Raw genomic sequence first — 11,294 nt, forward strand, 5'->3', positions numbered from 1 at the left:
GTGGCGGGCCGCCGTCGCCGGTATCCTGCCGGCGGGGCCAGCGGCATTGGCAAGGGATGGGGACAGGCATGGAAGGTCTGATCGGGTTGCTCGTGCTCGCGATCCTGGCGGTGCCGGTGTTGTTGGTCGTGGCGCTGGTCTCGGTGTCCGGGCTCAAGCGCCGCGTCGCCGACCTGGAAGCGGAAGTGGCGCAGCTGCACCGGCGGGCAACGGCACCGCCGGGGCAAGCCCCCGCCGCCCCCGCATCGGGCGACTGGATGCAGCGATCCGCACCGCCGCCGGAATCGCCACCTGCCGCGCAGGCGCAGCAGCCAGCGCCCGCCGTCGTCATGCCCGCGCCTGCGGTGGCCGATGCGCCCGCGTCGCCACCGGCTGCGCCTGCGATAACGGCGCGCCCGCTCGAAGCCACTGCGGCGTCGCCATCGCCGGGCCACGCGCGGCCTTCGCGCGCCGTCCCGCCTGCGCCGGCGCGCCCGGACTTCGTCACCGTCAGCATTCGTGCAGTGAAGCGCTGGTTCAGCGTCGGCAACGTGCCGGTGAAGATCGGCATGCTGGTGCTGCTGGCCGGCGTGGCGGCGCTGCTGAAATACGCCGCCGACCAGGGCTGGATGGTGATGCCGCCGGAATTCAAGCTCGCCGCCGTCGCGGCGGCGGCGCTGGGGGCGCTGGTGTTCGCCTGGCGCAAGCGAGAGAGCAATCGTGCGTTCGCGCTCAGCCTGCAGGGGGGCGCCATCGGGGTGTTGCTGCTGGTGGTATTCGCCGCGTTCAAGGGCTTCGGCCTGCTGCCTGCGGGGGCGGCGTTCGCGTTGAGCGTGATCCTGGTGGCCGGCGCAGGTGCGCTGGCGGTGCTGCAGGATGCCAGGGCGCTGGCGGTGTTCGCGCTGCTGGCCGGATTCCTGGCGCCGATCTGGTTGTCCACCGGCGGCGGCAACCACGTGGCGTTGTTCTCCTACTACGCGATCGTCAACGCGGCGATCGTCGGGATCGCCTGGTATCGCGCCTGGCGGGTGCTCAACCTGCTCGGCTTCGCCTTCACCTTCGGCATCGGCACGGTCTGGGGCGTGCTGGACTATGCGCCGCACAAGTACGCCAGCACCCAGCCGTTCCTGCTGCTGTTCTTCCTGTTCTACCTGGCGATCCCGCTGCTGTTCGCACGGCGCCGTCCGCCCGGCCGCCGCGACCTGATCGATGGCTGCCTGCTGTTCGGCGCGCCGCTGGTGGCGTTCTCGCTGCAGGCAGGGCTGATGGCGGGCAGGCCGATGGCGCTGGCGTTCTGCGCGCTGGGCGTGGGCGCGCTGTACATGGCACTGGCGTGGTGGCTGCGGCAGCGCCGCGGCTTCGACCTGCTGCTGCAGGCCTATGCGATGCTGGCGGTCGGTTTCGCCACGCTGGCGGTGCCGCTGGCGCTGTCGGCGCAGGCCACCGCCAGCGTGTTCGCGCTGGAAGGCGCCGCACTGGCGTGGCTGGGGCTGCGCCAGCAACGTCGGCTGCCGCAGTTCGCCGGTGCCGGGTTGCAGCTGGCGGCTGCGGCCGCCTTCGCCATCGCCCGCGCCAACGGCGTGGACGCCGGCACGATGGTGTTCAACGGCAACTTCATGAGCGCGCTGCTGATCGCACTCGCCGGATTTGCCAGTGCCCGTGCCTACCGCCAGGCGGGCCACGACACCCCGGCGCTGGCCTACTACGGCTGGGGCCTGGCCTGGTGGCTGCTCAACGGCATCCACGAAATCGATGCCTGGCTGCTGCATCGCTCCGTGCCCGATGCGCTGCTGGCGTTCGTCGCGCTGACCGGCTGGCTGGCGGCGGAAGTGCATCGCCGCCGCCCGGCGGGTGCGCTGGCGGTCACCGCGCTGGCCGCCCTCGTCGCGGCGGCGCCGCTGGCGCTGTGGCAAAGCGCGACGCACGCGCAGCCGTTCGCCGGCCACGGCCTGTGGGCATGGTTGGCGTTCGCGCTGCTGGGCGTGCGCAGCCTCTTGTGCCTGCGCGACAGCGGTCATCGCGCCGCGGCGGCCGCGCAGTTCGCCTGGTGGCTGGTGTGGGCGTTGGCGGCCAGCCTCCTGTTGGACTGGCTGGGTGGGCGCACCGCAGGGCTGGCCGATGGGTGGCGACAGGCGCTGGTGGTCATGCCGTGGCTGGCGCTGGCGACAGCGGCGCTGTATCGCTGGCGCTGGCTGTCGATGCCGCTGGGCGAACGCTTCGATGGCTGGCGCGAGCGGCTGCTGGCGGTGGTGTTCGCGGTGCTGGGCCTGTGGTGGGTCGCCGCGCTGTTCCGGGTCGGCGGCGCCGCGCCGTTGCCATGGGTGCCGCTGCTCAACCCGCTGGAGCTGGCGCAGCTGGCCGCGCTGGTGCTGGCGCTGCGCTGGCAGCTGGGCGATGCGCGCCGGCCGCAGCCGGCGCTGGGCATCCTGTTCGCGCTGCTGGGCTTTGCCTGGCTGACCGCGCTGGTGCTGCGCGCCGTGCATCACTGGGGCGACGCGCCGTGGTCGGACGCGCTGCTCTCCACCAGTCTGGCGCAGACCAGCCTGACCGTGGCGTGGAGCGTGTTGGGCATGCTCGGCTGGGTGGCCGGGTCGAAGCGCGGCCAGCGCACGCTGTGGCTGGCCGGCGCGGCGCTGATGGGTGTGGTGCTGGTCAAGCTGGTGGTTGTGGATCGCCAGCACCTTGGCAATCTGCTCGGCATCGGCTCGTTCATCGCCTACGGCCTGCTGTGCACGGTGGTGGGGTATTTCGCGCCGGCGCCGCCGAGGCGCGCCGGCGATGAGGGGATGGAGGTGTCCGCATGAAGAACATCCGCATGCACCGCTGGCTGTGGTTGCTGGCCCTGCCCATGGCCGCACTCGCGGCGATCGCCGACGACTACGCCGGTCGCTGGCCACTGACGCTGGAGCGGACCGACGGCGGCGCCTACCGGGTGGTGCTGGACCGCGGGGTGTACCGGCAGCTGCAGTCGCCGGCGTTGCGAGACCTGGTGGTGGTCAACGCGGATGGCGCAGCCGTCGCGACGGCCGTGTTTCCGCCCGACGCACCGTTGGCGCAGGCGGGCGGCAGCGTCGCGCTGCCGTGGTTCCCGCTGCCCGGCGATGCCGGCGCGACCGGGCTCGACGTCGCCGCGATCAGCGAGGTCACCAGCGACGGCAGCCTGCGCCGGGTCGAGCTGCGCGGCGCCAATCCCGCTGCGGCCGGCGACAGCGGTTTCGTCGTCGACGCCAGCCACCTGCGCGAACCGGTGGTCGCCCTGCGCTTTGCCTGGTCGGAGGCGCAGGCCTTCGATCGCGGCTACCGCGTCAGCGTCTCTGACGACCTGCGGCAGTGGCGCGAGGTCGAGCCGGATGGCCGGCTGGTGCAGCTGCGCAACGGCGACCGCCGGGTGGTGGAAGACCGCATCGCCCTGCCGGGCGTGCGCGCGAAGTACCTGCGCCTGTTGCCGAATACGCGCCAGCAGGGGCCTCTGGCTTTGACCGGCGTGCGCGCAGAACTGGCGGGGCAGGTCGCCGCCCCGGCGCTGCAGTGGGAAGCGCTGCAGGGACGCCGGGTCGAAGGCCGCGACGGCGTGCATTTCGAATACGCGCTGGCCGGGCGCTTCCCGATCGAGGCTGCCGACGTGGTGGCGGCCGGCAACAGCACCCGCGGATGGCTGCTGCAAAGCCGGGGCGGCGACGATGCCGCGTGGCAGGCCGCGGCCGCGCCATGGGTGGCCTACCGGCTGGACGGCAGCGAAGGCTCCACGCGCTCGCCGCCGCAACCGTTGGATCGGCTGGTGCGCGACCGCCAGTGGCGGCTGCTGGCACGCAGCGACGGCGCGCAGGAAGCGCCGGTGCTGCGGTTGGGCTACCGCCCGGAAGTGGTGCTGTTCCTCGCTGAAGGCCGGCCGCCCTTCGCGCTGCTGGCGGGAAGCGCGCGCGCCATGCGTCCGGCCACGCCGTTGCCGCAGCTGATCGACACGCTGCGCGTCGCGCGCGGCAGGGACTGGCAACCGGCGGTGGCGACCCTGGGCCCGCGCGAGGAGCTGGCCGGTGCCGCCGCGTTGCAGCCGGGAAGCGCCGTCGACTGGCGCCGCTGGCTGCTGTGGGGCCTGCTGCTGGGCGGCGCCCTGCTGGTGGCCGGATTTGCCGCCAGCCTGCTGCGCAAGCGGCCTCCTGCCGGGTGATGCGACGCGCGCTGGCGTCGCGCGCCGGTTTGCCGCGCCCGCGTGGGGGCCGGACAATAGGCGCAACTCTCCACGGGAACACCGCACCATGTCCATCGTCCGCATGACCGACCTCGACCTTGCCGGCAAGCGCGTGCTGATCCGGCAGGACCTCAACGTGCCGATCGACGAGGCCGGCCACATCACCTCGGAGCAGCGCATCCTGGCCTCGCTGCCCACCCTGCGCCTGGCGCTGGAGAAGGGCGCGGCGGTGATGGTGACCTCGCACCTCGGCCGGCCGAAGGAAGGCGTGTGGAGCGGCGCCGATTCGCTGGCGCCGGTGGCCGCGCGCCTGTCCGGACTGCTGGGCCGTGAAGTGCCGCTGGTGAAGGACTGGACGGACGGCGTGGACGTGGCGCCGGGCCAGCTGGTGCTGCTGGAGAACTGCCGCATGAACGTCGGCGAGAAGGCCGACGACGAGGCGCTGTCCAAGAAGTACGCCGCGCTGTGCGACGTGTTCGTGATGGACGCCTTCGGCACCGCGCACCGCGCGCAGGCCTCCACCCACGGCGTTATCCGCTTCGCCCCGGTCGCCTGCGGCGGCCCGCTGCTGATGGCCGAGCTCGACGCGCTGGACAAGGCCCTGGCCAACCCGGCCCGCCCGCTGCTGGCCATCGTCGCCGGCAGCAAGGTGTCCACCAAGCTGGAACTGTTGGGCAGCCTGGTCGGCAAGGTCGACCAGCTGATCGTCGGCGGCGGCATCGCGAATACCTTCATCGCAGCAATGGGCCACGGCGTCGGCAAGTCGCTGGTGGAGCCGGACCTGCTGGATACCGCGAAGAAGATCATGGCCGACGCGCATGCGCGCGGCGCCGACATCCCGCTGCCGGTGGACGTGGTGGTGGCGCCTGCGTTCGCCGCCGACGCGCCGGCCACGGTCAAGCCGGTGGATGCGGTGGGCGCGGGCGACATGATCCTCGACATCGGCCCGGCCACCGCCGCGCGCTACGCGGAACTCATCGCCAAGGCCGGCACCGTGGTCTGGAACGGCCCGGTCGGCGTGTTCGAGTTCGACGCCTTCGCGGCCGGCACCGAAGCGGTGGCGCGCGCGATCGCGGCGTCGCCGGCATTCTCCATCGCCGGCGGCGGCGACACCCTGGCGGCGGTGGACAAGTTCGGCATCGCCGATCAGGTGTCCTACATCTCCACCGGTGGCGGGGCGTTCCTCGAGTTTCTCGAAGGCAAGACCCTGCCGGCGGTGGCGGCGCTGGAAGCGCGCGCGGGCTGAAGTCGATTGCAGCGATGTGGCGAGGCTTGCGCGCCGCATCGCTGTGGTAGCGTTGACGGTCATCCACTGACAGCGATGTCATCGCCTTCATGACCGCCGCAACCACGCAGGAACAGCGTCGCCACACCCGCATCGTCGCCACCCTCGGCCCCGCCACCGATTCGCCCGGGGTGCTGGAGGCGATCCTGCGCGCCGGCGTGGACGTGGTCCGGTTGAATTTCTCGCATGGCGATCCGTCCGCGCAGGTGGCGCGCGGCGAAGCGGTGCGCGAAATGGCGGCGCGGATCGGCCGCGAGGTCGGCATCCTGGCCGACCTGCCGGGGCCGAAGATCCGCGTCGAAACCTTCGCCGAGGGCAAGGTCTCGCTGAAGGCCGGCCAGCGCTTCGACCTGGTGGCCAGCCTCGACGCGCCGCCCGGCGATGCCAGCCAGGTCGGCGTCAGTTACCTGGAACTGCCCGGCGACGTGGCGCCTGGCGACGTGCTGCTGCTGGACGACGGCATCGTGCAGCTGCAGGTGGTCGCGGTGGAGGGCGAGCGCATCGCCACCACCGTCCTCAACGATTGCGTGCTGTCCAACCGCAAGGGCCTGAACAAGCAGGGTGGCGGGCTGTCGCTGGGCGCGATCACCGAGCGCGACCGCGAGCTGATCGCCATCGCCGCCGGCATGCAGGTGGACTTCATCGCTGTCTCGTTCTGCCGCAGCGCCGACGACATGCACGAGGCGCGGCGGGTGGCGCGCGCGCACGGCAGCAAGGCCGCGCTGGTGGCCAAGATCGAGCGCACCGAGGCCATCGAGAACCTGGCCGAGATCGTCGATGCCAGCGACGTGGTGATGGTGGCGCGCGGCGACCTCGGCGTGGAGATCGGCGACGCCGAGCTGCCCGGCCTGCAGAAGAAGATCATCCGCGAGGCGGTGGCGCGCGAGAAGGTGGTGATCACCGCCACCCAGATGCTGCAATCGATGGTGGACAGCCCGATGCCCACCCGCGCCGAGGTGCTGGACGTCGCCAATGCGGTGATCGACGGCACCGACGCGGTGATGCTGTCGCAGGAGTCCGCCGCCGGCAATTGGCCGGTGCGCGCGGTGGAGACGATGGCGCGGATCTGCCTGGGCGCTGAGCGCCAGTTCGCGGTCGACATCGATTTCGAGAAGGCGCCCCGCGGGCTGGAGCGCGCCGATCAGGCCATCGCGATGGCCACCATGTTCCTGTCCGAGCACATCGGCGTGCGCGCGGTGGTGGCGATGACCGAATCCGGCGGCACCGCGCGCTACCTGTCGCGGTTCCGCTCCTCGGTACCGGTCTACGCGTTTTCCCACCACGCCAACGCGCGCCGGCGGATGGCGATGATGCGCGACGTATTCCCCATGCACTACGACAGCCGCGGCCAGACCCCGCGCGAAGCCGCGCGCGGCAGCATCCGCCTGCTGGTGGAGGCGGGCCTGCTCGGTGCCGGCGACCGGGTGATCTTCACCAGTGGCGAGCACATGGAAACCAAGGGCGCCACCAACACCCTGCGCCTGCTGGAGATCGGCCCGGACGGGCGCGCCACCGGGTTGGGGGAGCTGTAGCTCGCCCCATTCATGGACGCGCGCCGACGTCGTCGCATACTCCCCCGAAAATATGGCGTGATGCGATTCGCGCAAATTGGGGGGGGGAGATGACGGCGATGGGCTGGGTCTGGAAATTTCTGGTGATTTCCATCGTGCTCTCGATCTCTCTGCGCGCGGGCGCACAGGAGGTCGAGTACAGGGTTGCGAATGAGGGGCGGATCTCGTCCTGGTGGCGACTGGCGGAGGGTGTCGATGTCGCAGGACCTGGGTATCCCGAGAAGTCGTTGTCGGCACGCCCGGATGTTTGCCTGGCTCTGGGCTATGTCATACAGCGGGATGGAACGATCGCTGATCCCGTCATCGTCAAGCGCTGGAGCAGCGCCGCTGCGTTGGACAATGCCGCGTGGGAGGATTTCGGTCGGTCCGCGGCCGGAGAGCTCCAGCGGTGGCGCTTCGTTCCCGTGCAGGGGGCGGTCGCGAGGCCCACTTTCACGGTTGCAACTTTCTATTTTTCCGGCGGTGAAGCCGGCGTGGACGACCTGAAGCAGCATTGCCGCATCGACGATGTGCATGACGCACTGGTCGATGTTCGGCAGGCGGCGTACGACCGCGGGAGCCTGAACCGGGAGTGGCTGGATCGTGCGTATCGTGAGACCCTGCGTCGGGAGATCCGCGCCAACCAGGCGAACCGCTGCCGGCTGAGCCACAGCATGGCCGAAGGCTGCTTCGATTGAGTCGTAGCGAACACACACCTGTCCGAGGAAGGAACATGTCGACCAAAGCCATCGTGTTTGCAGCAGGGCTGCTGTCCCTTGTGGCGGCAGCGAGCGCGGGTGCGCAGAGCGTGCGCGTGGTGAACGAGGGCGGCATCCGCGACGAGTGGACGCTGTCGCCGGGTGCCAAGCTTGCGGCTCCGGGTTACCCCGGTGCATTCGCCGAACGGGGCGACAATGTCTGCCTGGCGGTGGGGTACCGCATCAATCCGGACGGCTCCACCAGCGACTTCTCGCTCTTGAAGTCCTGGTCCAGCAGCACGGGCGAATCGGAGCCGGCAGAGGGGTTCTGGGATGCGTTTGCGCAGGCATCGGTCGCTGCCTTGCAGCAGTGGAAGTTCACGCCGAAGCCGGAAATCACGACGTCCCGCGCGGTTGATACCGTTGCGACGATGACCTTCATGGGCAAGCAGGCCGAGGATCCGGCGGGTTTGCGCGCCAAGTGCGGCATCAAGGATCTCGCCTCCTTCCTGGAGCAGGTGAAGTCCGACATGGCGAAGCGCGGGGACATGAATCGGCATCAGCTGAAGAACACCTACAGGCAGCAGACGCGGTCTGAAATGATCCGTACCCCCCGCGGCTGAGCGCCTGCGTTAGCGGTCATCGCCCGGCGCCAGCGGATCCTGAGCGTCTTTCTCCGGCCGGGCCTTGCAACGTGGGCTCCGTGCGCGGGTCTTGGCTGCGGCGGGGCTGCTGGCCGGCCGGCTATAATGCGCGGATTCCCTCCGCCAGCCGAGCCGCACGCCATGAGCATCGAACAACTCGCCGAAACCGCCCGCGCCATGGTGGCCCCGGGCAAGGGCATCATCGCGATCGATGAGTCCTCCAGCACCTGCAAGAAGCGCTTCGACGGCGTCGGCATCGCCTGCACCGAAGAGAACCGCCGCGCCTACCGCGAGCTGCTGCTGACCGCGCCGAACGCCAACCAGTACCTGTCCGGCGCGATCCTGTTCGACGAGACCATCCGCCAGTCCACCAGGGACGGCGTGCCGTTCGCCAAGTACATGATGGACAACGGCATGATCCCCGGTATCAAGGTGGACAAGGGCACCCATCCGCTGGCCGGCTTCCCCGGCGAGCTGGTCACCGAGGGCCTGGACGGCCTGCGTGAGCGCCTGGCCGAGTACTACAAGCTCGGTGCGCGCTTCGCCAAGTGGCGCGCGGTCATCACCATCGGGGAGGACATGCCGTCCGGCACCTGCATCGAAGCCAACGCGCATGCGCTGGCCCGCTACGCCGCGCTGTGCCAGGAGCAGGGCCTGGTGCCGATGGTGGAGCCGGAGGTGCTGATGGACGGCGACCACGACATCGAGACCTGCTACGAGGTCACCGAGGTCACCCTGCGCGCGCTGTTCGACGCGCTGTACAACCAGAACGTGATGCTGGAAGGCACCATCCTGAAGGCGTCGATGGTCGTGCCGGGCAAGAACTGCGCGGAGCAGGCCAGCGTCGAGGAAGTGGCCGAGTCCACCCTGATGTGCCTGAAGTCGGCGGTGCCGGCGATCCTGCCGGGCATCGTGTTCCTGTCCGGCGGCCAGAGCGACGAGGACGCCACCGCGCACCTCGACGCGATGAACCGGATGGGCCCGAACCCGTGGCCGCTGTCGTTCTCCTACGGCCGCGCCATGCAGCAGGCCGCACTGAAGCTGTGGGCGCAGGACATGCAGGGCAATTACGCCAAGGCCCAGCAGACCGTGTTCGAGCGCGCCAAGGCCAACGGCCTGGCGGCGCTGGGGCAGTGGGGTGAGTGACCGCGTTTAGCCGTTGCCTTCCGGCAACGGCTGCGGGAGCGAACGCCCGTACAGGGATGCAAGGGCCGGGGCGACCGAAGGTTTCGATGTCCCGCCATGGAAGGCAGCAAGGAAGTCCTCGAAGGTGGCCATCGAAGTGAACCAGAACGCCGGCCCTGTGCCGGCGTTCGCATTTTTTGTCCGCCGCCGGGCGGGGCGACGTAGACTTCCGCCACGGACACGAGGAACAGGCATGGCCGGCGGACATCTGGTGCAGAGGGTGAGGAGCGCGCTGGCACAGGGCGATCAGGCCGGTGCCATCGCGCTGCTGCGTGGTGCAGGTCTTCCCGCGATCAGGCAGGCAATCGGCGAACTGCGCGCCCTGCCCGCGGAAGAGCAGCGGGCGATCAAACTGCTGCTGGGGCAGGCGGCGCGGCAGGCGGCGGCCGGTGCCGCCGACGTGGCGGAGGAGGCGAAGCGCATCCCCAGGCTTGCGCTGCGCGATCACCCCCGCACCCCCACCGTGGAAATGGGCGAGCGGCCCGGCAGCCTGCGCTGGGTGATGATCGTGCTGGGGTTGCTGGCGCTTGCCGCGTGGCTCGCCTTCGGCGGCTTCTGAAGCCGCGGCCGGCAACGCAGCAGCGCGGGTCCGGTTGACAGCCGCCCGCCCAGCCGATGGCACAGGAGCCGCGTCAACGGCAAAGGCTAGAATCGCGAGCCCCCCGCCCGAGCCGCGCCATGCCGCTGATCCGCCGCTATTCCCTGCTGTTCGCCGCATCCACTGCGCTTGCCCTTTCCGCCTGCGGCAAGCAGGGCGGACCCGCCGCGGGTGGTCCTGGCGGCGGCCGCGGCAACCAGCCGGTGCCGGTGGAAGTGGCAGTAGTGCGCGAACAGGACTGGAACGATGCCCTGCGCGCGCTGGGCACGGTGAAGGCGCACGAGGCCGTCACGGTGACCGCCAAGGTCAGCGAAACCGTGCAGCAGGTGCATTTCGAAAGCGGCCAGGAGGTCGCGCGCGGCGCCGCGCTGGTGACCCTGAGCGGCCAGCAGCAGCAGGCGCTGCTGGCTTCGGCGGAAGCACAGCTGCGGGAAGCCGAGCAGCAGTTCCAGCGCCAGCAGCAGCTGGTCGGCCAGCAGCTGGTGGCGCGCTCGGCGTTCGACACCGCCCGCACCGCCCGCGATGCCGCCCGCGCGCAGGCCGCGCAGATCCGCGCCAACCTCTCCGACCGGGTCATCCGCGCGCCGTTCGCCGGCGTGCTGGGCATCCGCCAGGTCAGCCCCGGCGCGCTGGTGACACCGGGCACGGTGATCGCCACGCTCGATGCCATCGACCGGGTGTACGTGGACTTCCCCGTGCCGGAAACCGAACTGGCCGGGGTTGCGCCCGGGCAGGCGTTGATCGGCCGTGCCGGTGCCTACCCCGGCCGCAGCTTCGATGGCAGCGTCGCCACCGTGTCCGCGCGGCTGGATGCGGGCACCCGCGCCGCCACCGTGCGCGGTGATTTCCCCAACCCCGAGCGCCTGCTCAAGCCGGGCATGCTGATCGACGTGGCGCTAGTGCGCGGCACCCGCCCGGCCATCGTGGTGCCGGAGCTGGCGGTGCAGCAGATCGGCAGCGAAACCTTCGTCTGGCGGGTGAAGGACGACGGCAGCGTGGAGAAGGCCGATGTGACGGTGGGCGGCCGCATCCCTGGCAAGGTGATGCTGAAGGACGGCATCCGCGCGGGCGAACAGATCGTGGTCGAGGGCACCGGCAAATTGCAGCCCGGCGCGAAGGTGGCGCCGGCCGGCGCTGCAGCCGCAGCCGACGGCGCGAAGAAGTAA

General features: G+C 70.7%; 9 protein-coding genes. All 9 read left to right on the forward strand.

All coding sequences use genetic code 11. From position 1 onward, the window contains the following. Positions 1-68 precede the first annotated feature (68 nt). The 9 genes from SPK54_RS03825 to SPK54_RS03865 all read left to right on the forward strand — a co-directional run bounded on the left by SPK54_RS03825 (position 69) and on the right by SPK54_RS03865 (position 11,294). The gene (locus tag SPK54_RS03825; protein WP_330946605.1) at positions 69-2,783 is read left to right on the forward strand and encodes a DUF2339 domain-containing protein; all 2,715 of its coding nucleotides are present in this window, start codon (positions 69-71) and stop codon (positions 2,781-2,783) included. Then, positions 2,780-4,147, forward strand: a complete 1,368-nt coding sequence (locus SPK54_RS03830; RefSeq protein ID WP_330946606.1) for a DUF3999 family protein — start codon at positions 2,780-2,782, stop codon at positions 4,145-4,147. Before SPK54_RS03825 ends, SPK54_RS03830 begins: the two co-directional genes overlap by 4 nt. An 88-nt stretch (positions 4,148-4,235) precedes the next feature. Beyond that, complete coding sequence (locus SPK54_RS03835; RefSeq protein ID WP_330946607.1) at positions 4,236-5,414, forward strand: phosphoglycerate kinase; 1,179 nt, start codon at positions 4,236-4,238, stop codon at positions 5,412-5,414. Positions 5,415-5,503: 89 nt separating this feature from the next. Beyond that, entirely contained in the window at positions 5,504-6,985 is a 1,482-nt protein-coding gene (gene pyk / locus SPK54_RS03840; RefSeq protein ID WP_330946608.1) for a pyruvate kinase, read from the forward strand. Between the two features lie 98 nt (positions 6,986-7,083). After that, on the forward strand, positions 7,084-7,701 hold the full coding sequence (locus tag SPK54_RS03845) for a hypothetical protein (RefSeq protein WP_330946609.1): 618 nt from the start codon (positions 7,084-7,086) through the stop codon (positions 7,699-7,701). Between the two features lie 35 nt (positions 7,702-7,736). Continuing rightward, positions 7,737-8,324, forward strand: coding sequence for a hypothetical protein (locus tag SPK54_RS03850; protein ID WP_330946610.1), 588 nt, complete (start codon positions 7,737-7,739; stop codon positions 8,322-8,324). Between the two features lie 162 nt (positions 8,325-8,486). Beyond that, positions 8,487-9,491, forward strand: a complete 1,005-nt coding sequence (locus SPK54_RS03855; RefSeq protein ID WP_330946611.1) for a class I fructose-bisphosphate aldolase — start codon at positions 8,487-8,489, stop codon at positions 9,489-9,491. A gap of 232 nt (positions 9,492-9,723) precedes the next feature. Further along, the gene (locus tag SPK54_RS03860) at positions 9,724-10,089 is read left to right on the forward strand and encodes a hypothetical protein (RefSeq protein ID WP_330946612.1); all 366 of its coding nucleotides are present in this window, start codon (positions 9,724-9,726) and stop codon (positions 10,087-10,089) included. Positions 10,090-10,208: 119 nt separating this feature from the next. Further along, entirely contained in the window at positions 10,209-11,294 is a 1,086-nt protein-coding gene (locus SPK54_RS03865; RefSeq protein ID WP_330946613.1) for an efflux RND transporter periplasmic adaptor subunit, read from the forward strand.

Origin of the sequence: Thermomonas sp. LB-4, from assembly GCF_036409385.1 — a bacterium.
Classification (GTDB): Bacteria; Pseudomonadota; Gammaproteobacteria; order Xanthomonadales; family Xanthomonadaceae; genus Thermomonas.

Coding starts and splice junctions, on each gene's coding strand:
- SPK54_RS03825 (WP_330946605.1), top strand. CDS start 69: ATGGAAGGTCTGATCGGGTTGCTCGTGCTCGCGATCCTGGCGGTGCCG.
- SPK54_RS03830 (WP_330946606.1), top strand. CDS start 2,780: ATGAAGAACATCCGCATGCACCGCTGGCTGTGGTTGCTGGCCCTGCCC.
- SPK54_RS03835 (WP_330946607.1), top strand. CDS start 4,236: ATGTCCATCGTCCGCATGACCGACCTCGACCTTGCCGGCAAGCGCGTG.
- pyk (WP_330946608.1), top strand. CDS start 5,504: ATGACCGCCGCAACCACGCAGGAACAGCGTCGCCACACCCGCATCGTC.
- SPK54_RS03845 (WP_330946609.1), top strand. CDS start 7,084: ATGGGCTGGGTCTGGAAATTTCTGGTGATTTCCATCGTGCTCTCGATC.
- SPK54_RS03850 (WP_330946610.1), top strand. CDS start 7,737: ATGTCGACCAAAGCCATCGTGTTTGCAGCAGGGCTGCTGTCCCTTGTG.
- SPK54_RS03855 (WP_330946611.1), top strand. CDS start 8,487: ATGAGCATCGAACAACTCGCCGAAACCGCCCGCGCCATGGTGGCCCCG.
- SPK54_RS03860 (WP_330946612.1), top strand. CDS start 9,724: ATGGCCGGCGGACATCTGGTGCAGAGGGTGAGGAGCGCGCTGGCACAG.
- SPK54_RS03865 (WP_330946613.1), top strand. CDS start 10,209: ATGCCGCTGATCCGCCGCTATTCCCTGCTGTTCGCCGCATCCACTGCG.